This is a genomic window from Hyphomonas polymorpha PS728 (genome assembly GCF_000685315.1).
Classification (GTDB): Bacteria; Pseudomonadota; Alphaproteobacteria; order Caulobacterales; family Hyphomonadaceae; genus Hyphomonas; species Hyphomonas polymorpha.
In genome coordinates this window covers 77,067-97,631 of sequence record NZ_ARYM01000002.1, presented here as the reverse complement: position 1 = coordinate 97,631, position 20,565 = coordinate 77,067, and the positions used below count along the sequence as shown (strand labels likewise).

Here is a 20,565-nt window from a genome sequence, read left to right as displayed (position 1 = left end):
CGGCGCTAGGCCTTGCGTGCCGCTGCGTCAAGGATCTCGCGCACAGCGGGCGCCACCTGCAGGTCGCCCGGCATGGATTTGAGGCGTGAAAGATCTGCCTTGCCTGAAGCCAGCGCCAGCAGCATCCTGTGGCCACGCAGGCGTTGCAGCAGGCCTTCCTCGCCGCGCGGGCTGTCGGCCCGGGCGATCCGTCCGCCGCCAAGGTCCACCGCCAGGCCGGCACCGGCCCCTGCTTCCAGCTTGCCGATGGCCTCTTCCAGGCCCGTGGTTACTTCAGCGCGCAGCGCGCGCGCCTGCATCTGGTTGCCATCCGCCATCATGCGGCCTCCGTGCCCAGGGCCGGCATCAGCTTCCGGCAGCGGCTGAGTGCCTTGTAAAGATCGCCGGCGACGACATCGGCCGAGATCTGCAGCACATCCTCACGCGCGTCCGGCATGTCGGCGAGCAGCCCGGCGAGGGCTTCGGCGGTCTGAGTATAAAGCGGGCCATCGACCTCGCCGAGCAGATACATCTGCATCACGGCAAAATACGCACGCTCTGCGGGCGTCGAAACGGCGGACGGCGCCAGAATATCCTTCTCACGCAGGATGCGGGCCTGGGTCTCCAGCAGCAGCACGCCGCGCCGGTCGCCGTTGCGGACGACCGCGCCGTTCACAACGAAGGTCTCGCCTGGCTTGAGAGAAAGTTTGAGCGGCATGCGTCTCCGGCCCCCATGGTGCGGATTGTTTCAAATTCACACAAAGGCGTTAACGCTTGCTTTCCAAATATTTACGGGAGGTTGGGAAGCCATGCGCCCGACAGCCGGGGGCAGTTGGATCATAAGGTCTAGACCAGTTTCTTCGGGCCAACCGGACCGGCCAGCCTGCCTGAAACCGGCGCGACGCTTAGCGTGAAGCTTGAGCCTCTGTGGCGGCGCGCATGGCATCATCCTTGTACCACAGGTTCCCCCTTCCCCTAAGGAAATTCGATTCTGCACCGCAGCACTTTCCTTCAGGTCAGCGCTTGCCCGCGCCCCGCGCGGCCTTATTGTGCGGGTTAGCAAACAGAATGAAGGGACGAGACGGATGCGGTTTGAGGGCACCAAGGATTATGTCGCAACAGATGACCTGCGCGTGGCCGTCAACGCCGCTATTGCCCTGGAACGTCCGCTCCTGATCAAGGGCGAGCCCGGCACCGGCAAGACCGTGCTGGCCATCGAGGTGGCCAAGGCCCTCGGCTCGGAACTGATCGAATGGCACATCAAGTCCACCACCAAGGCCAATCAGGGCCTTTATGAGTACGACGCGGTCTCTCGCCTGCGCGACGGCCAAATGGGCGAAGAGCGCGCCAAGGACGTCAAGAACTACATCAAGAAGGGCAAGCTTTGGGAGGCGTTCACCGCTGGCAAGCGCCCCGTCCTGCTGATCGACGAGATCGACAAGGCCGACATCGAATTCCCGAACGATCTCCTGCAGGAACTCGATCGGATGGAATTCTTCGTCTACGAAACCGGCGAAACGGTGAAAGCCATCCAGCGCCCGATCGTCATCATCACCTCGAACAATGAGAAAGAACTGCCCGACGCCTTCCTGCGCCGCTGCTTCTTCCATTTCATCAAATTCCCGGACGAGCCCACGATGCGTGCCATCATCGATGTCCACTTCCCCGGCATCAAGAAAAAGCTCGTCGGCGACGCCCTCTCCACCTTCTATGCCATGCGCGAGCTGCCCGGCGTGAAGAAGAAGCCCTCCACATCGGAACTGCTCGACTGGCTGAAACTCCTCATGAATGAGGATATCGACCTGGAAACGATGCGCGAGAAAGATCCCGATCGCCTCACCCCGCCGCTGCACGGCGCGCTGCTGAAAAACGAGCAGGACGTGGCCCTCTTCGAACGCCTCGCCTTCCTCTCCCGCCGCAGCGATGGCGGTAGCACGAGCGGCGGCGGCCGCCGCGGCCCGGCGGGCTGATCGGCCAGAGGGATCGAACATGCGAAAGCTGGGGCCCGCCCCGGCTTTTTGCTTTCAACGGATCAATTCAAGCCCCGGCGCGTTGCCTTCCTGAGCAAGCAAGGAGGCGCCATGTTCATCGCAGTCTACTGGTGGCGGGTTCATCCGGGCAAGGAAGACCAGTTCCGCAATGCCTGGGTGCGCGGCACAGAGCTGATCCGCGAACGCTATGGCAGCTATGGCTCGCGCCTGCATCAGGAACGCGATGGCCGCTTTGTCGGCTATGCCGAATGGCCCGACGAGGAAACCTGGCAGCGCGCCTATGACCAGAAGATGGTCTATGACGATCCTGAAACCCGCGCCGCCTTCTCAGACGCTGTCTGCGAAACGCCGCCCGGCAATGATCCGGTCTTCACCATGGAAGTCACTGACGACCTTCTGGACCGCGCGAAAGACTAATCCTCAGCCCAGCGCCGAATCATGCGCGCTCGCTGCGCGCACATAGTTCACGTCTTCCCGGCTCTTGAGGAAGTCCGCCATCTTGGTCTTGTCGGTGCGTTCGTCCCACCAGGTTTTCCAAGCGATGAAAATCCAGGTCAGATGGAAGGCGAGACCGCAGCTGATAGCCACCCAGCCGGGGATCGGCCCGATATGCGCCCGCCGGAACAGCTGCTCCCACGAGGTCACATCCACCGGATGGATCGCGATCTTGGCAAAATACGCCGCGCCCAGGATGGCAAAGATCCAGCCATAATTGCGCCGGAGCCGCCGCCCCACACAGCGGATCATCGAAATCCTGTATTGCGGCTTTTCATAATCATCTGACAGCGCCGTGCCCCGGTCGAGGCGGATCTTGGTGCCCTCCCCGCGCAGGATCGGCACATAGAACGCAATCTCGATTACCCGCGCCCGGAAGCGCCACACATAGAAAAACCGGTAGCGCCGCGCCTCCAGCATCAGGAACACGATGCACAGCATCCCCACCAGCACGATGGGGAAGGGCGAGGCGCGCTCATTGGCAAACGCCACGGAGAGGCCAATCCCGGTCGAGATCACCGCCCAGTTCGTCGTCTGATCAAGCCGCTGGCGCCACACCGTCGAGCGGTAGACTTCCGCGCGGTAGAGGTGGGAGAGCGCCGTCACCTCAGAGGGGCCGCACAGCCCTTCTGCGGGCGGGACAACATGATCGGCTTCGGTTTCGTCCATCGTATCCATGCGCAGACCCTATGCCTCACCTTTGTGACCGGGAAAAGTCTTCAAGGCCCCGCGCGCGGCAATCAGCCCGGACAATATCCCTGCCGCAGAACCGGCCCATACCCTTCCAGAACATGCCGCACGAAGGTTGTGTCATCGCTGCCGTCGCCCTGGCGTATCCGGGGCGCGAGCTTGCCCGCCCCGCCGGTCATCCGCGTACGCCACAGCTCATAGCGGATCGACTCCGGCGCCGCCGTCAGGCCCCGCGCGCGGTCAAAGGCCACGAGATTGCAATCCTTCATCATCTGCTCGGTCAGCACATGGCCCAACGAGGCGCGCTCGAAATCGTCCGGGCTGATGAAACCGCTGGTGCCAGGCTTGGGCGCTCCGGCGAGTGAAAACATGATGTCGATAAGATAGACGCGCTGGTCAGGGTCGGGCGCCAGCTCCACTGCCGCTGCCAGAATCTCCGGCCGCCCCATATTCAGCGGCGCCTCGCCCCGATGGGCGCGCGCCAGAAATCCCTGCCAGCCATACTCGGCAATCGCCGCTTCAGCCTGGCGGCGCGCAAAATCCGGCGCTGGCTGGGGCGGAGGCGCCGTGCCAAGCCGCATCTGCCATCTGGAGGCAAGCGCCGCGTCCTTCAGGCCGCGCGTCACCTCAGTAAAGGCGGGTTTCAGCCGCGCCTGCTTGTCCTGGGGCAGCAATCCGGCCGCCTGCCAGGCGGCATCCAGCATACAGCTTGCTTCCGCCGGCCCGGTGCAATCGCCCGGCGCGCCCGCGCCCGGCGCAAACATCGGCGCCGGCAGCGGGCCGGATGGGTCCGCCGTGGCCGCGCAGGCGCCAACCGCCACCAGACAAGAGAAAAGGGCCACCCGAAGCATATCTTTTCCTACCCCCGCCCTCATGAACCGCAAATGACCACACTTTTCCCAGCGTCAGCTTGGACAGACGCCCCCATGAGGGTTATCTTGCCTCTGTAGGAAACCGAAAGGTATGGGCCATGTTCCTGAATTTCTTCAACGAGCTGCGCGCGGCGAAAGTCCCGGTCACGCTGAAGGAATACCTCCTCCTGATGGAGGCGATGGACAAGCAGGTCATCGATATGGAGGTGGAGGAGTTCTACTACCTCTCCCGCGCCGCCCTGGTGAAGGATGAGCGCAATATCGACAAGTTCGACCGCGTTTTCTCCCATACCTTCAAGGGCCTCGACACGCTGGCAGATGCCGTGAACGTGCAGGACCTGCCCGAAGAATGGCTCAAGAAAATGAGCGAGAAATTCCTCACGCCCGAGGAAATGGCCGAAATCGAAGCCATGGGCGGCTTCGAAAAGCTGATGGAGACGCTGAAAAAGCGCCTCGAAGAACAGAAAAAGCGCCACGAAGGCGGCAACAAGATGATCGGCACCGGCGGCACCTCGCCCTTCGGCGCCAATGGCTACAATCCCGAAGGCGTCCGCATCGGCCAGGACAAGTCGCGCCACCGCCGCGCCGTGAAGGTATGGGACAAGCGCGAATTCAAGAATTACGACGACAAGATCGAGCTGGGCACGCGCAACATCAAGGTCGCCATGAAGCGCCTGCGCAAATGGGCCCGCAAGGGCGCCCCGGACGAGCTCGACCTGGACGGCACCATCCGCAACACGGCCCGCAAGGGCTATCTCGACATCGAAATGCGCCCGGAAAAGCGCAACACGATTTCCGTGCTCCTGCTGCTGGATGTCGGCGGCTCGATGGACCCGCATGTCCGCGTAATGGAGGAGCTGTTCTCCGCCGCGCGCTCGGAAATCAAGAACCTCGAATACTACTACTTCCACAACTGCCCCTATGAGGGCCTGTGGAAGGACAATCGCCGCCGCATGAACAATCGCATCCCGACCTGGGATGTCCTGAACAAATATCCGTCAGACTACAAAGTAATCGTCGTGGGCGACGCCACGATGAGCCCTTATGAAATCACCTATGCCGGCGGCTCGGTTGAACATTGGAATGAAGAGGCCGGCGGCCTCTGGATCCAGCGCTTCGTGGAGCGCTATCCCAACTTCGTCTGGCTGAACCCCACCAAGGAAGGCGCCTGGGAATATACCGGCTCGATCAAGCTCATCCGTGAACTGATCGGCCCCCACCGGATGTTCGAACTCACCCTCGCCGGCCTGGATGAGGCGATGAAGGAACTCAGCCGCTAAGGCCGCCCCGTTCCCCCGCCGAACCCTATCGGCGAGGGACCGGGATCGTTATTGGTACTCGCTGCAAAACGCCGGATTGCCGCCTTCATCCCCAAACCCGCAGCCCCGGCGGATTTCGTCGCGGATCATGTCGCAGCTGTTCTGCGCATTGCACGGCGGCCGGGTCGCGGGCGAAATTGCCAGACATTGATCCACCAGAACCTGGGCCGCCTCTGCGCCCAGTTCATCGGCGCAACTGGCAGGCTGCGCAGCCATTTCCTGCTTTGACAGATCATCAGACGCTGTTTCCGGAACAGCCATTCTCTCGTCCTGCGGCAAGGCTGCCAGCGTTTCTTCTGGCCCGGGCGAACACGCCGCCAGAAGCGCAAAGGCAAACAGCGGCCAATAGCGTAGATGTTTCATGGAAATTTCCTCCTGCAGGGCAGGAACGCTCAGCGCCTGCGGAAGTTTCCCGGCCATCCATCTGGAATCGCAGCTTTGTCCGCCGCCCCGGCAAGGTCTCAGGCTAGGCCGCTGCCTTGTAAATCCGCCACAGCGCAAACACGCCGATCGCCACCCAGAGTATGTTGATCGCTACGGACGGGATCGCCCCGTGATAGCCGCTATTGAGGATAAACCCTGCCGCGCCGATCACATTCGCCCACTGATAGGCGGGCGAGTTCCCCTGCAGCCGCCCAAGCGACAACAGGATATACGCGCCCAGGATCAGCGCTGCGCCGGTCCAGCCGGCTGCCTCGATAAGAAGTTCCGTGATCGTCATGGCGCGCCCGCTAGCCGGTCGCCGCCGACTTGGCAATCAGACTTTGCCGTGGCGCGCGTCCCAGTCCGCCCGCGTCATCTCCCAGACGAGACTGGCCCGGCTTGTTCCATCGCTGCGCGTGCTGGTAACCTCCCCTTTCCGCGCAAAGCCTAGCCCGTCGAGCAGGCGCTGGGTTGCCACATTGTCGAGCGCGGCCGTTTCGCAGAGCAGATCCAGCCCAAGCCCCTCGAACATCCAGGCAAAGCTCGCCGCCGCCCCGCGCGCGCCGCTGCCCTGCCCGTGCAGCGAGGGGTGCAGCGCCCCGCCGAGTTCGCCCGCGGCAAATTCCGGCCACACCTGCACATCCGAATAGCCCATGACCCGCCCATCCTCCCCCTCGCGCACAAAGAGCAGGCCAATCCCCGCCTCGCGCTCCAGAATGTGCGTCTCGATGAAATCCTCCACGCTCCGCCCGGTCAGCGGGCGCGGCAGCGTATAGATCGGCGCATGCACGGCCGGGTCAGACAGCAGCGCAAACAGGCCGCCCGCATCCTCCATCCGCGCCAGCCGCGAGTCGCCCAACCGCGTCGCCAGGCGCACCGCGCAGCGGATCGCCTCGGCCTTTTCAGGCGAGGCCGGTATGCGCGTGATCGGAAGTTCGCCTGCCATCCGCCCAAACTCGCAGCTTTCCCCGGTTCCTGCCAAGCCCTCTCTTCCTGGCATGCACAATTTCGTTTGACTGCGGGCGCGCCTTGCCGACATTCCTGCGCCATGATCGACACCGCGACGCGCCCGCCCGGGCGGAATGCCTTTTTCTTCGTTCTGGTGACGGTCTTCATAGACCATCTTGCCTTTGGGTTGATCATCCCGGTCCTGCCGACCCTGATCCAGGATCTGGCGCATGTCCCGCCTTCGGATGCCACCCTCTGGCTGGGCGGGCTTGCGGCCACCTATGCGGTGATGACCTTCCTGTTCGGCCCGGTGATCGGCGCCCTGTCAGACAGGTTTGGCCGCCGCCCGGTGCTGCTGGTGTCGATGGCCACCCTCGGGCTCGATTTCCTCATCATGGGCCTTGCCCCGAATATCTGGCTGCTGTTCCTCGGCCGGGCGCTCGCGGGCATATCGGGCGCCACCTTCTCCACCGCCAACGCCTATATTGCCGACACCACCACCCCGGCGGAGCGCGGCCGCGCCTTCGGCTTCATCGGCGCCTCTTTCGGCCTCGGCTTCATCTTCGGCCCGGTGATCGGCGGCCTGCTGGGAGAGCTTGGGCCCCGCGTGCCCTTCTTCGCCGCCGTCGGCCTCGCCTTCGTGAACTTCCTCTATGGCGTCTTCGTGCTGCCCGAATCCCTGCCGAAGGAGCGCCGCCGCGCGCTGAACTTCAAACGCGCGAACCCGCTGGGCGCCGCGCGTCATTTCTCAAAGCTGCCTCAGGTCTCCTGGTTTCTCATCGCGGGCGGCATCTTCTTCCTCGCCCACACCGTCTTCCCCGCCACCTGGGCCGTGCACGGCGAAATCCGGTACGACTGGTCGCCGATGCAGATCGGCCTGTCGCTTGGGGCCGTCGGCGTCGGCGCGGCGGTCGTTCAGGCGGGCCTCATGGGCCTCATCCTCAAACGCCTCGGCACCGTGCGCACCATCATACTCGGCTACAGCGTCAATGTCATCGCGATGACGGCCTTCGCCTTCGCGGCCAATCCGGTCTTCATATATTTCATCATTCCGTTTGCCGCGCTTGGCGGGGTCACCATGCCGGCGGCCAACGGCCTGATGTCCAGCCTCACCCCGCCCGATGCGCAGGGCGAGCTTCAGGGCGCGGCCTCCAGCCTCAATGCGCTGGGCATGATCATCGGCCCCCTGATCATGAGCGCGACGCTGTTCAGCTTTTCCCGTGAAGGCGCGCCGATCCAGTTCGCGGGCGCAGCCTTCCTGCTCGCCGCGCTGCTCACGGCGCTCGCCTTCCTGCCCTTCCAGCGCGGGCTTGCCGTCAATCGCGGCGCCCTGCCGGCGGGCACGCCCTGATCAGGAAGCGGTTGCTTTCCGCGCCGGCTCATATTCGTCGCCGGCCAGGCCAGCCGCTCTGCGGCGCTGCTCAACCGGTGCCCTCTCCGCCTCCGGCAGCAGCGTAAGCTGACCCGTACTCACGATCCGGTCAATCGGCAGAGGCCGCCCCAGCAGGAAACCCTGCACCTCGTCACACCCCTCTATCGACAGCATACTGAGCTGCTCGGCATTCTCGATGTCCTCAGCCAGAACCGGTATCTTCAGGCTGCGCCCAAGCGCTAGCACCGCGCGCACCATGGCCGCCGTCTGCTCGCTCGACTCCACCTGATCGACAAAGGACTTGTCCAGCTTGATCTTGTCGAACGGAAATGTGCGCAGGGTATCCAGCGAGGAATAACCCGTGCCGAAATCGTCCAGCGCAATCGTCACGCCCATGCCCTTGATCTGGCGCAGCATGTGCAGCGAGCGCTCCTTGTCGGAGAAAATCGTCGATTCCGTCAGTTCCAGTTCCAGCCGGTTGGCCGCAAGTCCTGTTTCAACCAGCGTCTCGAGAACCATGCGCGGCAGATCGGCATGCGCAAACTGCATCGGCGAAACGTTCACCGCCACCTTGTAGGCGGGCTCCCATTTCGCCGCTCGCGCGCAGGCTTCCCGCAGCACCCATTCGCCCAGCTGCAGGATCAGGCCATATTCTTCCGCAATCGGAATGAATTCCGCTGGCGAAACATTGCCCCGTTCAGGGTGATGCCAGCGCACCAGCGCTTCATAGCCGCGCACCTCGCCCGTGGCGACTGACTTCTGGACCTGGAAGTAGATATCCAGTTCATCCCGGTCAAAGGCCAGGCGCAGCTCATTGGCAAGGTTCTTCCGTTCCCGAACCAGCTCATCCATCGACGGGTCATAGAAAGCTACGGCAGTCGCTGGTGTGGCCTTCGCGCGATACATCGCAAGGTCTGCGTTCCCAATCAGCGCCAGCTTGTCCGCCGCATCCTGCGGATAGATCGCCACCCCAAGACTAGCGCCAGGCGTCACCCGGAACTCGTCCAGCGGAATGGGCTCAAACAGCACCGCCTCAAGCCGGGCCAGAAAATCCGCCAGTTCGGACGGGGTCTGCATGCGCTTCACGGCCGCAAACTCATCCCCGCCAAGACGCGCCACAAATTCCCCGTCGCGCAACAGATAATTCATCCGCTCCGCCAGCGTTCTCAGCACCTCGTCGCCGGCGCCATGCCCGCGCAGATCATTGATCTCCTTGAACCGGTCCAGGTCGATACAAACCAGCGCCACCTGAATGTCCTGCGCCTTGGCATGATCAATCTCGTGGTCAAGCCGGCTGTTGAAGCTCACCCGGTTAGGCAACCCGGTCAGGCTGTCGGTTACGGCCATCTGCCGCAACTGCTCATAGGAGTCTGTCCGTACACTGGCATCAATCAGATAGCTGGCGACGCCCGCGCCGATGATGAGGAAGCCGACGCAGGCAATCGCCATCGCCAGGGCCTGGATCGCGCCCTGCATGGGTTCGATCAACGTCACGCCGAGCGGCTCGAACTGGAAGGCTGCCATTCCGGTAAAGTGCAGCAGAACAATGGCGGCCACGAACACGCCCACAGCGGTCAGCTGCCGGCCCAGCGTGCGCGCATGACGCGCCAGGCGCACGGCAACGGCTGAAAGCACAACCGAAAAGCCGATCGACAGGAACAGCAGCAGCATGTTCCAGGTCACGATCCCCTGCACGGCATAACCCATCATGCCCGTATAGTGCATGGCCGTGATGGCGAGGCCGACAAATGCCCCGCCCACCCAGGGCGCAATCGTCAGCTGCCGGATCGTGGCAAGGCTGAAGCCCGCCACAGCGCCCGTAATCGCTACGATCAGCGACACAATCGTCAGTATCGGGTCAAAGGAAAAAGGAACGCCGGGATCAAATCCCAGCATGGCGATGAAATGCGTACACCAGATCGCTGCGCCCGCCGCCACAGACGTCAGGATCAGCCAGCCTGCCCGCTGAAAGCCTGCCACGCCGGCCGAGCGCCGGAACAACTGCAGCGTCACCCAAGACCCCGCCAGACAGATCACGGCAGCCAGCGCGACAAGGCCAAGATCATGATGCCAGATGTGATGGTCCATGAGGCTGCGTTCGCCGCCCGCATAGATGCCGCCATGCCCGCTCATCGCATACTGGTTCGTCTGCCCTGCTGCCATCTGCCCATGCTTTCCTTTTTGTGTTGGACAGCCCTGTGCAGGAAAATTGGTTACCGCATTATTAGGCAAACAAGGGCTCGCCTGCCGGTAAGGCGTTAAAAAATAAGCATATTTTCTTTTCCTTTGGCACCATCAGGCCGCCCCCTCCACGGGGCGGCCTCTGGTGCAGCGCCTACAGGTCAGCGCTTCTTCAGCACCGCACCTGCGAGCAACCCGAGGATGGCGCCCCCTACACCCCCTTCAAGAAAGTTCTGCAGATGAATCATCATCGGCGAACTGCCAAAAAGCAGTCCGACACCCGCGGCCTCAGCGCCGTAATGCGCGCCGATCCCGCCCAGGATGCCGCCGGCAACGCCCATCATGCCGCTGCCGCCCAGCAATCTGGCAACGATTGGCCCCAGCACCGTGCCGCCCAGCGCGCTGACGATCAGCGGAATATATTGTTCCATATCTTGTCCCTCCCTCAGGGTCCGCGCAGGCATCTCCGGCCTGTCGTAAGGGCAACCCTTCCTTGGAAGTCCTTGACTGTCGAGCCCTTTCGCGCCTCTGGAGAAGGTTGCATCCTCCCGCGAAGCTGCCACATAGAACCCATGATCAAACATCGCCCCGCCCTCTTCCTGGATAGAGACGGCGTCATCAATATCGACCGGGGCTATGTCAGCCGGATTGAGGACTTCGAATTCGTCGAAGGCGCCGCCGAGGCAATTGCCGCTTTCAACAAGCGCGGCTGGTACGTCTTCGTCGTCACCAACCAGTCCGGCATTGCGCGGAATTACTACACTGAAAACGACATGCACGCCCTGCATGACTGGATGCAGGCCCGCCTCGCCGAAAAGGGCGCGCAGATCGACCGCATCTATTTCTGCCCCTTCCATGAAGAAGGCGAAAACCTCCGTTACCGGAAGGACAGTTTCGACCGAAAACCGAAGCCTGGCATGCTCCTGCGCGCCATGGCGGACTTCCCGGTCAAGCGCGAGGCAAGTTTCCTGATCGGAGACAAGGACGCCGACATCGAAGCGGCCAAAGCCGCCGGCGTCGCTGGCTTCCTCTTCGCCGGCGGCAATCTCGAGCGCTTCGCCGAATGGACCCTGGCCAGCTTCGAGGATGGCAACCGGGGCTGATCCCCCCGGATCAGGGGATACCCGCACCCCTCCCGCACGTGCTTACTGAAGTCTCCTTTGCCCGAGGCTCGCCATGCTCCGTTTGATCTCTGCCGCGCTCGCCGCCGCCAGCGCGGTCACCCTCCCGGCCGCTGCCGAGCGGGCGCCCTCCCTGTCCGTCCCCGTCGAAGCTGGCCTCTGGCAGGGAGAGATCACCTCGCCCGGGGCCGCCTATGCCAAGGCCGGTCCCGTCTCCCAATGCCTCATGGGCGCCCCTGCCCGCATCACGGTGGAAGAGCTTGTCCTCTCCCATATCGACCCGGCGGGCCGCTGCACCATCGCGCAACAGCAATCCATCACTGACCACTTCATCATGACACAGATCAACTGCACGGACGGCGCCTTCACCTATGGCGAGATCGTCACCAATGGCGACGCGACCCGCCTGAACGTCCATGCTGATCTGAGCTTCAGCGCAGACGAAGCGGCAAAACCCTCCGGCGTGGTCCAGATCAGCTTCGCCCACGCTGGCGCCTGCCCGGCCGGCTGATCCCCCCGGTTCCGGGGGATGGCGCCCGGTCGCGCGGCATGCTGAACAAAGCGCGTCACCGCACCTCAGAGGCCTCTCATGCTTCGCGGTCCCGCCCACAGGCAACCCTCAACATGCGCAAACTCATCAGCCTTTCCTGTCTCTCGCTTGCCACCACGCTGCCCGCCTTCGCAGGCCCGGTAACCCTCAATGGTGGCCTCTGGGAAGGTCAACTCACCGTCGCAACCGATGCCTTTCTGGACGAACGCCCCCTCAGCGATTGCCTCCAGGGCGAGACCGTCGCGCTCTCCACTGCCGACCTTCTGGCCCGGATCGAGCCAGAAGGTCAGTGTACGGTTCTCAGCGAAGAAGAGACCGAAGAAGGCACAGAGCTCGCTATCGAATGCACCGGCGGCACCATCTCGGAAGGAGATGTCATCATTGCTTCAACGCCCGACGAACTCAGCATCATGGCTGACGTCATCTTCGGTCTCGGGGAAGATCTGTTTATTCCGGGCGTCGTGCTCGCCATCAGCCACAACGCAGGCGCCTGCCCGGCAGAATAGCGCGCTCTAAACAGCTTTCAGCGTTTTCGGATCAATCCCGCCCATCCGGCAGACCTCTTTCCATTCCGCCGCCGTCACCGGCTGCACAGAGAGGCGGAAAGAGGTGACGAGACTCATCCCTTCCAGCTTCGGGTTTTCCTTTACGTCCTTCAGCTTCACCGGCCTGGGCATCGGCGCCAGCGCGCGGATGGTCACACAGTCCCAGCGCGCATCGTCCGTCGTCGGATCCTGCTTGGACAGTTCATTCACCTCGCAGATGCCGACAATCTCCAACCCGATATTGGAGTGGTAGAAAAACACCTGATCGCCCAGCTTCATCGCCCGCATATGATTGCGCGCGGTATAGTTGCGCACGCCTGACCAGATCTCGCCCGCCGCGCCGCGTTTCACCTGCTGCTCCCAGCCCCAGGCGTCGGGTTCCGATTTCATCAGCCAGTATTGCATATGCGGTCCTTCCTTGATCTATCCCTGCTTTAGCCGCCACGGCGCGCCTGCGCCAGCGCCGCGCGAACCAGGCGCTGGTAATGCTGCCAGCCTTTATAGTCCGCCAGCACCGGATCAATCCCCTCCCACGCTGCAGCAAACGCCTCGGCATGCCCCGGCCCGGCCAGCACCGCCCGCAAAGGATCAATCGCCACCCGAATCGTGAACACCACCGCGCCGGAAACTGCCAGCTTCGAAATCGTCTGCCGCTCCACGCGCAGCCACAGCCCGTCCAGCGCGCCGGTCTCATCCATCTCCGCTGCCCGCTCCTTGAACGGCGCCTGGCTCGGCGTAAACCGCTCCGTCCCCGGCTGAACGGTCCAGTTGAACCGCTCCAGCACCTGGCCGGGCCGCAGCGCGTCAAACATTCTGTGAATGCGCCCCACCATGCCAGTATTTGCCCCCGGCACCGGCCCATGCAGCCCGCCCAGCGGCTCGCCGAGCCGCCAGAAGGTCGGCGCGCAAAGGCTTCCCGCCTCCAGCCGCCAGAACCCCGCCTCATCCTTCATCAGCAGGCAGAGATCATCGGAAACCGCACTCGCCGCCCCCTCCAGCGCGCTTGGCCAGGCGCCCACCGTTGGCCCCGCCGCGCCGTGCACCGCCGCTGCCAGCTCCCCCGTCGCCGCCTCGCTGCCCGCGCGCGCCATAAACCTCACCGCGCCGATCCCGCATCAGCGCGCGCTTCTCCGCCAACGCATCTGCCTCCGTATCCGGACAAAGCCACGTCTCCGGCGCAATCGGGCGCAGGCCCGGTGCCAGGCTCAGGGGACCATTCAGAAATGGAAGATAGGGCGGCGCGCGCATCGCTTCACGCGATCCGCGCCGCGCCCCAGCTGACATAGCCGGCAATCTTCGGCGTATTGGGCAGATACATCGTCTCGGCCCCTTCCAGCGCGAAGCCCGCCTCGCGCAGCATCGCGCCGGTATCCCGTGTCAGATGGCATCCACCCGCCAGCGCCTTCCAAACAGGCTCCACCCGGCGCTGCCATTTGGCCACGCCCTCGTCCGGTGCCAGCCCATGCTCGGTGAACACGATCTTCCCACCCGGCTTCAGCACACGCTTTGTCTCCGCCAGCGCCGACTTCCAGTCCGGAATGGTACACAGCACAAAGGTGATGACGGCGGTGTCCACCGAATTGTTTGTCAGCGGAATATTCTCCGCGCCGGTCTCAAGGAAATCGATGCTCTTGCCGATGCCGAGCTCGCTGGCCGTGCGCTTGGCCTTCACCACCATCCCCGGCGCCGGCTCCAGCGCGTAGAGATGGTCTACCTTGCCGGCATCATACATGGCAAAGTTCGTGCCCGCGCCGCAGCCCAGCTCCAGCACCACGCCTTCGGCCTCCGGCACCACCTTTTCCCGCTGTTTCATGATCGGCCGCGTCGCGCAGGCACATGAAATCAGATGCGGAACGACATACCGCTCCCAGGGGTTCATCAGTTTTCCCGCCGTGTCGGAATGAAGCCCGGATAGGATTTTGATTGGATCAGCGTCCGCGTCGCCTCGGTCGGCCGCGCGATCAGGGCGTCCTGCGTGATCGAGACTTCATATTCAAACCCATCGCCCATCGGCTGATAGGTGGCCGAGCCGTATTCGGCGTCCACTCCGAAGCGCGATCCATAGGTATCGGCCAGTTTCGAGACATCAATTCCCGGCTCGGTGGTGACGATCCGTATGCCGTCAATCTTGCCCTCGGTCACAGCTTCGGAGGAAAACTGCATCGAGTTGGTCGAGCGCATATGCTCGATCCGGTAGATCGAGTCATACCCCAGAATGTTTGCCATCGGCTTGAACTTGATCACGCGCGCGCCGATCTGCCATTCATTGCCCCGGAAAACCGGCTGCGAGCCATCGGCCTGGAGCAGATGCGTGCCATCAGAGAAGGTCACGTCCGCCGTATAGGCGTCGGCCTGTCCCGGCACGGCCACAAACTTCACTACCGCCACCGGCCGCTCATAGGTGAGGCGCTTGTAAGTCTGAATGTTGAGCCCGATAAAGGCGACCATCCCGGCCAGCCCCACAAAGGCCGTGCCGAAGGCGAGCCGCGTCACCCCGGCAAAAGGCTTCAGATTGGCCAGTTTGCCAAACCCTGCGAACAGGAGGATGAGGCCAATCACCCCGGCAATCGACGGCATAATCCACCAGATCAGGCCCATCAAACATCTCCCTGCCCGGCGCCGCGGCCGGGGCCAAGTTAACCCTGTTAAACTTCATATCAGCGCTTTGCGGCGGATTTAGCAACCTTTCGCAGGGCTGCTGCAATTCATAACGGCCGTAAAATCAGGAAGTTGCGAAAATTCCAAGCACAGCGTTCCAGCCAACATAGCCCGCCACCCCCACAATCATCGCCGCAAAGCCCTTCCGCGCCAGGGCCACCCGCCCGGCCAGCGCCCGCGCCACGCGCACACCGATCAGCCCGCCCACGGCCCCGCCCGCCAGCACCAGGCCCACCAGCGGAAAGTCCACCTGCCCCGCCAGGGCATAGTTTGCCGAGGTCGTCGCCCCGAACAGCGCCACCGAAACCAGCGAAGAGGCCATGGCATTGGACAGCGTCATCCCCGTCGCCATCATCAGGCCGGGCACAATCAGGAAGCCGCCGCCAATCCCGAAAAAGCCCGCCGCCAGCCCGGTCAGCAGGCCCAGCGGCAGGATGCGCGCCATGATCGACGGCGTAATATGCACGTCTGGATTGCCCTCCCCCTTCGGCTTGCGGAACATCGAGAGGCCAATCGCCGCCATCGCCAGGGCAAAGGCCGCCAGCAGCCAGGTGCCATCCACCCGCAGCGCCAGCTGCGACCCCGCCACCGATCCCAGAATCCCCGCAACGGCAAACGCGCCCGCGCACGGCCATTTCACCCGCTTTGCCCGCCAGTGACCCACCAGGCTCACCAGCGCGATCGCCGCCACGGCGGCGGCCGATGTCCCGATCGCCACATGCGGGTCTTTCACGCCCACCGCATAGATCAGCAGCGGTGCGGCCAGAACGCTGCCCCCACCCCCGAATGTGCCGAGAAACACGCCGACCAGTGCGCCGCTGGCCAGCGCGGCCAGTATCACAGGCAAGGTAAGGTCCATCTGCGGCTCCTTCGCCGTCGGGCTTGAACAGCCTTAAATATATGAGAACTTGCTAAATTAGCAACGCCTCATATATTAGCACCAACGCAGATAAGCCCGCCGCCCGAAAGGACCATAAAATGCCAGAGATCAAAGCCTTCTTCGACACGGCCACCAACACCGTCACCTATCTCGTCTGGGACGGCGCCACCCGCCAGGCCGCGATCATCGACCCCGTGCTCGATTTCGATCCCGCCCCAGCCCGCCTCTCCACCAAATCGGCAGACGACGTGCTCGCCGCCGCAGAGGCTGAAGGGCTGAACATCGTCTGGGCGCTCGACACCCACGCCCATGCCGATCATCTCTCGGCGGCCGATTACATCCGCCAGAAAACCGGCGCCAAAATCGGCATCGGCGCGCATATCACCGAGGTTCAGAAAACCTTCCGCCCGATGTTTGGGCCCACATCTGACGCGCCGGATGAAACCGTCTTCGACGCTCTCTTCCATGAAGGCGACGAAATCCCCCTCGGCAACGAAACCATCCGTGTGCTGCACACGCCGGGCCATACCGCCGCCTGCCTCACCTATCTGATCGGCGACGCGGCCTTTGTCGGCGATACCGTCTTCATGCCCGACTATGGCACCGCGCGGGCAGACTTTCCGGGCGGCGACGCGCATGCGCTCTACCGCTCGATCCGCAAGCTGCTCGCCCTGTCACCGGAAACCCGCATCTTCACCGGCCATGACTATCTCCCGAAAGGCCGCGACACCCATGCCTGGGAAGCCACCGTCGGAGAGCACCGCGCCGCAAACGTCCACATGCATGAGGGCGTCTCGGAGGAAGCGTTCGTCGCGATGCGCACCGCCCGCGACCAGACCTTAAGCGCCCCGCGCCTCATCCTCCCCTCCCTGCAAGTCAACATCCGCGCCGGCCGCCTCCCGCCCGCAGAGTCTGACGGGCAAACCTACCTCCGCCTGCCGGTAAACCGGCTCGGCAAATAACACGCTAGCGAGCCCCCTCCGCTTCGCAGGAAGGATTGGGCGTACCCCGCGAAGCCGGATGACGGAGGGGGGAAAGCCAACCGGCACAAGCCGCCGCATACCTCCCCTACCAGCCTACCCCAACGCGCCCCCTGCCCAGGCCCGCCAAAGCCTGATAGGGCCGGAGGCATCATGGCCATACGCGACTTCCTCCTCCTCTGCGCCGTCTGCCTCGTCTGGGGGCTGAACCTTGTCGTCACGCGCTGGGCCGTGGCCGACATGGCCATTCCGCCGATCTTCTTTGCCGCGCTGCGTTTCCTCGGCGTCGCGGTGTGCCTTGTGCCCTTCCTCTTCCCGCGCCCGCCAAACCTGCGCACGCTGTTCCTGGTCTCCATCATGATCGGCAGCGTGCATTTCGCGCTCCTCTTCATCGGCCTGCAGCATGCCGAGGCCTCCGCCGTCGCCGTCACCGGCCAGCTCGGCGTGCCTATCTCCACGCTGATGAGCATGCTGTTCCTGGGCGAGGTCATCCGCTGGCGCCGCGCGCTCGGCATCTTCCTCGCCTTCATCGGCGTCATCATCATCGCCTTCGATCCGGGCAGCTTCTCGGTCTCCTATGGCCTGCTCTACATCATCGGCTCCGCCTTCGTCGGCTCGGCGGGCGGCATCATCATGAAGTCGATGCCGAAAATTTCCGCCCTGCGGATGCAGGCCTGGGTCGGCGCGTTCAGCTTCGCGCCGCTGTTCGCCCTCTCCTTCGTGATGGAGACGAACCAGCTCGACGCCTATATCCATGGCGGCTGGATGGTCTGGGCCGCCAGCGCCTTCGCCATCCTCGGCGTGTCGGTGTTCGGCCATTCGGCCTTCTACACCCTCCTGAAGAAGTATGACGTCTCCCTCCTCTCCCCCCTCACGCTGATGACGCCGATCTGGGGCGTGATCTTCGGCATCGCCCTCCTGAACGAGCCGCTCACCCTGCGCCTCATCCTTGGCGCCATCGTCTCGCTGTCGGGGGTGCTTGTCATCGCGCTGCGGCCGAACGAAAAAATGCCGGAAGCTGCCCTCGGCAAGAAGGCCGCCTCGGGAGACTCGTAATGCAGATCGAAGACACCCCCAGCCCGAACTATGACGAGCGGAAACACCCCGTCACCCTGCTCGTGCTGCATTACACCGGCATGGAAAGCGGCGAAGCCGCCCTCACCCGGATGCGGGATCCCGAAGCCAAGGTCTCGGCCCATTACATGGTCTGGGAAGATGGCCGTATCGCCCGCCTTGTGCCGGAAAATCTCCGCGCCTGGCATGCCGGCGTGTCGAAATGGCAAGGCCTGGAGGATCTCAACTCCCGCTCCGTCGGCATCGAGATCGTCAATGGCGGCCATGACTACCGCGCCTCTGGCGGCGCCCTGCCGCCCTATCCCGGCGCCCAGATCGCCGCCGTCATCGCCCTCTCGCGCGAGATCATGGCCCATCACGCCATCCCGCCCACCGGCCTCGTCGGTCATTCCGACATCGCCCCCACCCGCAAGATTGATCCGGGCGAACACTTCCCCTGGCCCCGCCTCGCCGCTGCCGGCCTCGGCCTCTGGCCCGAGCCTGAAACCGGCGCCGCCTGCGTCTGGTCGGGCGGCGACGCCTCCCGCCTCAACGCGCATCTCGCCGCCATCGGCTATGACACGGCCGACATCCCCGCCGCCCTGCGCGCCTTCCAGCGCCGCTGGATGCCCGCCGCCATCACCGGCCTTGCCGACACCGAGACGCTGCGCCGTCTGGCTCAGATCGCTGCGGCCTACTCGTCCGCGTCCGGCGCTTCATCCTCGCCCCAGGCATGAGCCCATTCGGTCGCCAGCGCCGCCCCCAGCAGCAGCGATGACACCGAGGCCGACAGCCAGATGAAACCGAGGATCAGCGACGCCAGCGCGCCATAGATCGTGCTCATCACCGAATAATGCAGGTATAGCTGGAACAGGAAGGTCACGCCCAGAAAGGCCACCGCCGCCGCCCCTGCGCCCGCCGCCAGCGCCCGCGTGCCCCGCCGCACATGCCCGCGCAGCGACATCACCAGGATCAGATAGAAGACCGCAAAGCTCGCCACCCCTTTCGAGATCCAGAGCGAGTCCACCACTGTCGCGATCTCCTTGGCAAAGCGCACCGCCAGGCCCCCGGCCTCCTGCACCGCCACCGTCGCGATCAGCTGCGTTGCCCCCAGCAGCCACACGATCAGGATCAGCGTCGCCGTCAGCGCCAGCGACGTGCCCTGAAAGCGCGCAAACTTCGTCCGGTCGGCCGTGCCGGCGATCATTCTGATACCGGTAATCAGCGCCTTGGCACCGGAGGTTGCCGTAAACAGCACCAGGATCGCCGCCAGAAAGGCCCGCACGCTCAGCCCGGCCGGCGTCATCTTCTGGATCGCGTCCACCTCCTCGAAGGTCAGCGGCTCCACACTCTGGCTGAAGAAATTGGTGATCGGCTTGGCCAGCTGATGCGCCAGTTCCGGCGGCAGGAAAAAGGTCAGCAGCGTCAGCGTCATGTAGATCAGCGGGAAAATCGAGAACAGCGCATAGAAGGCGATCCCGCCGGTGACAATGCGCACATCCGGCCGCACCAGCCGGCGCACAGCCCGGATTGCAGGATCGATGAAGTCGGGTCGCCAGCGCTCGAGCATCGTTGCCTTTCTGGCACGGTCCGCCGCAGAAACAAACCGGGGATTAGCCCGCCCCTGTCCATGCCCTCCCCGCCTGCATTCATTACAGGCAGAGCCCTGCCGCGCTCGCTCCTGTCCGCCGGGGTCGCGCGGCGGGGCATCCTCGCGCATGCCTGGCGTCATCTCCCAGGCATCCACCTGCTGCCCGAGGGCTCTGGCCCGAAGGCCGCAATCCTGCGGATGAGGCAGAGCCGGGACGCCGGGGACATCTCATTCCTCAAACAAATTATATACCGTCCCCGGACAAATCGGGCCCTTGCCCCATCCGCAGGACCTTTTCAGCCCAGGCACAGCCGGACAGGGATACTCCTTGCCCGGTTGATTTTGTTGCATATTTTTGAAGCACGTCACAATCATTCCACAGGCGCAACGAAACCTGTGAGATTCTTCTCCGTCAGCGAGAAAAAATCTGGACAGCCTCTCGACTCAGGCGAGGCCTTGTGAGATCGTTTCGGTAAGCCAACGGAATACGCGGCAGGAGCAAACCTGCCAACGGAACCGGAGGACAAGTCCATCGCCCCCGGACGAAACCGGGTCAGGAGCAAAGCCGGGAGACTGGTGGCGCAAAGGGCCCAGGTGGAGATGAAGGGATAAAGCAGGCGATGGCCGGGAGGCGGGAGCTAGACCCAGCCAAACGGGGCCGTATGCCGTAACGGGGCGCGATCCGTAGACGGTGACCAAGAAGTGAGTGCCAGCAATGGCAAGCGCAGGCGGTCAGCCGCATGCTTGCAACCCCCCGGTTGCGCATGGCGGCGACGGAAACGGAAGCGTGCGCCTGAAAAGGCGAACGTCCGGGTCCGGAGGGTGATGTAAGGTAATCCGCTCGAACGGATTGTCTCCAGAGCCTGATGTCGATCGAAGACCGAAATCGAGTGCTAGCACAGTGTCTCGGTAGACCG

Annotated in this window: 25 protein-coding genes; 10 read left to right on the top strand and 15 right to left on the bottom strand. The window is 63.7% G+C overall.

All coding sequences use genetic code 11. From position 1 onward, the window contains the following. Positions 1-5: 5 nt before the first annotated feature. Complete coding sequence (locus tag HPO_RS02115) at positions 6-317, bottom strand: hypothetical protein (RefSeq protein ID WP_035593921.1); 312 nt, start codon at positions 315-317, stop codon at positions 6-8. Further along, entirely contained in the window at positions 317-697 is a 381-nt protein-coding gene (flbT, locus tag HPO_RS02110) for a flagellar biosynthesis repressor FlbT (protein ID WP_035593919.1), read from the bottom strand. The genes HPO_RS02115 and flbT overlap by 1 nt, the downstream gene beginning before the upstream one ends. 367 nt (positions 698-1,064) lie before the next feature. Here flbT and HPO_RS02105 point away from each other — a divergent pair, with 367 nt between their 5' ends. Both HPO_RS02105 and HPO_RS02100 read left to right on the top strand, forming a co-directional pair. Next, entirely contained in the window at positions 1,065-1,949 is an 885-nt protein-coding gene (locus HPO_RS02105) for an AAA family ATPase (RefSeq protein ID WP_035593917.1), read from the top strand. A gap of 111 nt (positions 1,950-2,060) precedes the next feature. Further along, entirely contained in the window at positions 2,061-2,387 is a 327-nt protein-coding gene (locus tag HPO_RS02100; protein WP_035593915.1) for an antibiotic biosynthesis monooxygenase family protein, read from the top strand. A 3-nt stretch (positions 2,388-2,390) separates the two neighbouring features. Here the strand turns inward: HPO_RS02100 and HPO_RS02095 are convergent, their stop codons facing one another. Then, complete coding sequence (locus HPO_RS02095; protein ID WP_035593914.1) at positions 2,391-3,143, bottom strand: DUF2270 domain-containing protein; 753 nt, start codon at positions 3,141-3,143, stop codon at positions 2,391-2,393. A gap of 62 nt (positions 3,144-3,205) precedes the next feature. Further along, on the bottom strand, positions 3,206-3,997 hold the full coding sequence (locus tag HPO_RS02090) for a hypothetical protein (RefSeq protein WP_157532621.1): 792 nt from the start codon (positions 3,995-3,997) through the stop codon (positions 3,206-3,208). A gap of 128 nt (positions 3,998-4,125) precedes the next feature. Here HPO_RS02090 and HPO_RS02085 point away from each other — a divergent pair, with 128 nt between their 5' ends. Continuing rightward, positions 4,126-5,307 (top strand): vWA domain-containing protein, encoded by a 1,182-nt coding sequence (locus HPO_RS02085; protein ID WP_035593910.1) that lies wholly within the window; start codon positions 4,126-4,128, stop codon positions 5,305-5,307. Positions 5,308-5,355: 48 nt separating this feature from the next. Here the strand turns inward: HPO_RS02085 and HPO_RS19500 are convergent, their stop codons facing one another. The 3 genes from HPO_RS19500 to HPO_RS02070 form a co-directional block, all read right to left on the bottom strand. Next, positions 5,356-5,709, bottom strand: coding sequence for a hypothetical protein (locus tag HPO_RS19500; protein WP_157532619.1), 354 nt, complete (start codon positions 5,707-5,709; stop codon positions 5,356-5,358). 103 nt (positions 5,710-5,812) lie between these two features. Continuing rightward, on the bottom strand, positions 5,813-6,067 hold the full coding sequence (locus tag HPO_RS02075) for a CBU_0592 family membrane protein (RefSeq protein WP_035593908.1): 255 nt from the start codon (positions 6,065-6,067) through the stop codon (positions 5,813-5,815). A 36-nt stretch (positions 6,068-6,103) separates the two neighbouring features. Beyond that, positions 6,104-6,751, bottom strand: coding sequence for a GNAT family N-acetyltransferase (locus HPO_RS02070; RefSeq protein WP_162173993.1), 648 nt, complete (start codon positions 6,749-6,751; stop codon positions 6,104-6,106). A gap of 66 nt (positions 6,752-6,817) precedes the next feature. On the opposite strand from HPO_RS02070, the gene HPO_RS02065 reads away from it, so the two are divergent. Next, positions 6,818-8,068, top strand: coding sequence for a TCR/Tet family MFS transporter (locus HPO_RS02065; RefSeq protein ID WP_035593904.1), 1,251 nt, complete (start codon positions 6,818-6,820; stop codon positions 8,066-8,068). On the opposite strand, the gene HPO_RS02060 is transcribed toward HPO_RS02065, so the two are convergent. Next, on the bottom strand, positions 8,069-10,252 hold the full coding sequence (locus HPO_RS02060) for a putative bifunctional diguanylate cyclase/phosphodiesterase (protein WP_199285898.1): 2,184 nt from the start codon (positions 10,250-10,252) through the stop codon (positions 8,069-8,071). Positions 10,253-10,431: 179 nt separating this feature from the next. Then, a complete protein-coding gene (locus HPO_RS02055; RefSeq protein ID WP_035593902.1) occupies positions 10,432-10,701 on the bottom strand; it encodes a hypothetical protein in 270 nt (89 codons plus the stop codon). 141 nt (positions 10,702-10,842) lie between these two features. Between HPO_RS02055 and HPO_RS02050 the strand changes: the two genes are divergently transcribed. The 3 genes from HPO_RS02050 to HPO_RS02040 all read left to right on the top strand — a co-directional run bounded on the left by HPO_RS02050 (position 10,843) and on the right by HPO_RS02040 (position 12,447). Further along, positions 10,843-11,373, top strand: a complete 531-nt coding sequence (locus HPO_RS02050; RefSeq protein ID WP_035593900.1) for a D-glycero-alpha-D-manno-heptose-1,7-bisphosphate 7-phosphatase — start codon at positions 10,843-10,845, stop codon at positions 11,371-11,373. A gap of 73 nt (positions 11,374-11,446) precedes the next feature. Beyond that, positions 11,447-11,902, top strand: coding sequence for a hypothetical protein (locus HPO_RS02045; RefSeq protein ID WP_035593898.1), 456 nt, complete (start codon positions 11,447-11,449; stop codon positions 11,900-11,902). A 113-nt stretch (positions 11,903-12,015) separates the two neighbouring features. Further along, a complete protein-coding gene (locus HPO_RS02040; RefSeq protein WP_035593896.1) occupies positions 12,016-12,447 on the top strand; it encodes a hypothetical protein in 432 nt (143 codons plus the stop codon). A gap of 6 nt (positions 12,448-12,453) precedes the next feature. On the opposite strand, the gene HPO_RS02035 is transcribed toward HPO_RS02040, so the two are convergent. From HPO_RS02035 to HPO_RS02015, 5 genes are all read right to left on the bottom strand, one after another. Next, complete coding sequence (locus HPO_RS02035; protein ID WP_035593894.1) at positions 12,454-12,891, bottom strand: EVE domain-containing protein; 438 nt, start codon at positions 12,889-12,891, stop codon at positions 12,454-12,456. 29 nt (positions 12,892-12,920) lie between these two features. Continuing rightward, on the bottom strand, positions 12,921-13,577 hold the full coding sequence (locus tag HPO_RS19495) for a heme-dependent oxidative N-demethylase subunit alpha family protein (RefSeq protein WP_051612179.1): 657 nt from the start codon (positions 13,575-13,577) through the stop codon (positions 12,921-12,923). Positions 13,578-13,738: 161 nt separating this feature from the next. Continuing rightward, positions 13,739-14,365 (bottom strand): class I SAM-dependent methyltransferase, encoded by a 627-nt coding sequence (locus HPO_RS02025; protein WP_035593892.1) that lies wholly within the window; start codon positions 14,363-14,365, stop codon positions 13,739-13,741. Next, the gene (locus tag HPO_RS02020) at positions 14,365-15,084 is read right to left on the bottom strand and encodes a hypothetical protein (RefSeq protein WP_035593890.1); all 720 of its coding nucleotides are present in this window, start codon (positions 15,082-15,084) and stop codon (positions 14,365-14,367) included. Before HPO_RS02020 ends, HPO_RS02025 begins: the two co-directional genes overlap by 1 nt. A gap of 124 nt (positions 15,085-15,208) precedes the next feature. Further along, positions 15,209-16,003: a sulfite exporter TauE/SafE family protein gene (locus HPO_RS02015; RefSeq protein ID WP_035593888.1), complete on the bottom strand. Its 795-nt coding sequence runs from the start codon at positions 16,001-16,003 to the stop codon at positions 15,209-15,211. 119 nt (positions 16,004-16,122) lie between these two features. Here HPO_RS02015 and HPO_RS02010 point away from each other — a divergent pair, with 119 nt between their 5' ends. From HPO_RS02010 to HPO_RS02000, 3 genes are all read left to right on the top strand, one after another. After that, positions 16,123-16,986, top strand: coding sequence for an MBL fold metallo-hydrolase (locus HPO_RS02010; protein ID WP_051612178.1), 864 nt, complete (start codon positions 16,123-16,125; stop codon positions 16,984-16,986). 171 nt (positions 16,987-17,157) lie between these two features. Further along, positions 17,158-18,060, top strand: a complete 903-nt coding sequence (locus HPO_RS02005) for a DMT family transporter (protein WP_035593884.1) — start codon at positions 17,158-17,160, stop codon at positions 18,058-18,060. Then, positions 18,060-18,794 carry an N-acetylmuramoyl-L-alanine amidase gene (locus HPO_RS02000; RefSeq protein ID WP_035593882.1) on the top strand — a complete coding sequence of 245 codons (735 nt, stop codon included), beginning with the start codon at positions 18,060-18,062 and terminating at the stop codon, positions 18,792-18,794. The genes HPO_RS02005 and HPO_RS02000 overlap by 1 nt, the downstream gene beginning before the upstream one ends. On the opposite strand, the gene HPO_RS01995 is transcribed toward HPO_RS02000, so the two are convergent. Next, the gene (locus tag HPO_RS01995) at positions 18,752-19,627 is read right to left on the bottom strand and encodes a YihY/virulence factor BrkB family protein (RefSeq protein WP_035593880.1); all 876 of its coding nucleotides are present in this window, start codon (positions 19,625-19,627) and stop codon (positions 18,752-18,754) included. The genes HPO_RS02000 and HPO_RS01995 overlap by 43 nt on opposite strands. Positions 19,628-20,565: the final 938 nt, after the last annotated feature.

Bases quoted from the DNA above. Each gene is read 5' to 3' on its own strand.
- HPO_RS02115 (WP_035593921.1), bottom strand. From the start codon at position 317: ATGGCGGATGGCAACCAGATGCAGGCGCGCGCGCTGCGCGCTGAAGTA.
- flbT (WP_035593919.1), bottom strand. From the start codon at position 697: ATGCCGCTCAAACTTTCTCTCAAGCCAGGCGAGACCTTCGTTGTGAAC.
- HPO_RS02105 (WP_035593917.1), top strand. From the start codon at position 1,065: ATGCGGTTTGAGGGCACCAAGGATTATGTCGCAACAGATGACCTGCGC.
- HPO_RS02100 (WP_035593915.1), top strand. From the start codon at position 2,061: ATGTTCATCGCAGTCTACTGGTGGCGGGTTCATCCGGGCAAGGAAGAC.
- HPO_RS02095 (WP_035593914.1), bottom strand. From the start codon at position 3,143: ATGGATACGATGGACGAAACCGAAGCCGATCATGTTGTCCCGCCCGCA.
- HPO_RS02085 (WP_035593910.1), top strand. From the start codon at position 4,126: ATGTTCCTGAATTTCTTCAACGAGCTGCGCGCGGCGAAAGTCCCGGTC.
- HPO_RS19500 (WP_157532619.1), bottom strand. From the start codon at position 5,709: ATGAAACATCTACGCTATTGGCCGCTGTTTGCCTTTGCGCTTCTGGCG.
- HPO_RS02075 (WP_035593908.1), bottom strand. From the start codon at position 6,067: ATGACGATCACGGAACTTCTTATCGAGGCAGCCGGCTGGACCGGCGCA.
- HPO_RS02065 (WP_035593904.1), top strand. From the start codon at position 6,818: ATGATCGACACCGCGACGCGCCCGCCCGGGCGGAATGCCTTTTTCTTC.
- HPO_RS02060 (WP_199285898.1), bottom strand. From the start codon at position 10,252: ATGGCAGCAGGGCAGACGAACCAGTATGCGATGAGCGGGCATGGCGGC.
- HPO_RS02055 (WP_035593902.1), bottom strand. From the start codon at position 10,701: ATGGAACAATATATTCCGCTGATCGTCAGCGCGCTGGGCGGCACGGTG.
- HPO_RS02050 (WP_035593900.1), top strand. From the start codon at position 10,843: ATGATCAAACATCGCCCCGCCCTCTTCCTGGATAGAGACGGCGTCATC.
- HPO_RS02045 (WP_035593898.1), top strand. From the start codon at position 11,447: ATGCTCCGTTTGATCTCTGCCGCGCTCGCCGCCGCCAGCGCGGTCACC.
- HPO_RS02040 (WP_035593896.1), top strand. From the start codon at position 12,016: ATGCGCAAACTCATCAGCCTTTCCTGTCTCTCGCTTGCCACCACGCTG.
- HPO_RS02035 (WP_035593894.1), bottom strand. From the start codon at position 12,891: ATGCAATACTGGCTGATGAAATCGGAACCCGACGCCTGGGGCTGGGAG.
- HPO_RS19495 (WP_051612179.1), bottom strand. From the start codon at position 13,577: ATGGCGCGCGCGGGCAGCGAGGCGGCGACGGGGGAGCTGGCAGCGGCG.
- HPO_RS02025 (WP_035593892.1), bottom strand. From the start codon at position 14,365: ATGAACCCCTGGGAGCGGTATGTCGTTCCGCATCTGATTTCATGTGCC.
- HPO_RS02020 (WP_035593890.1), bottom strand. From the start codon at position 15,084: ATGGGCCTGATCTGGTGGATTATGCCGTCGATTGCCGGGGTGATTGGC.
- HPO_RS02015 (WP_035593888.1), bottom strand. From the start codon at position 16,003: ATGGACCTTACCTTGCCTGTGATACTGGCCGCGCTGGCCAGCGGCGCA.
- HPO_RS02010 (WP_051612178.1), top strand. From the start codon at position 16,123: ATGCCAGAGATCAAAGCCTTCTTCGACACGGCCACCAACACCGTCACC.
- HPO_RS02005 (WP_035593884.1), top strand. From the start codon at position 17,158: ATGGCCATACGCGACTTCCTCCTCCTCTGCGCCGTCTGCCTCGTCTGG.
- HPO_RS02000 (WP_035593882.1), top strand. From the start codon at position 18,060: ATGCAGATCGAAGACACCCCCAGCCCGAACTATGACGAGCGGAAACAC.
- HPO_RS01995 (WP_035593880.1), bottom strand. From the start codon at position 19,627: ATGCTCGAGCGCTGGCGACCCGACTTCATCGATCCTGCAATCCGGGCT.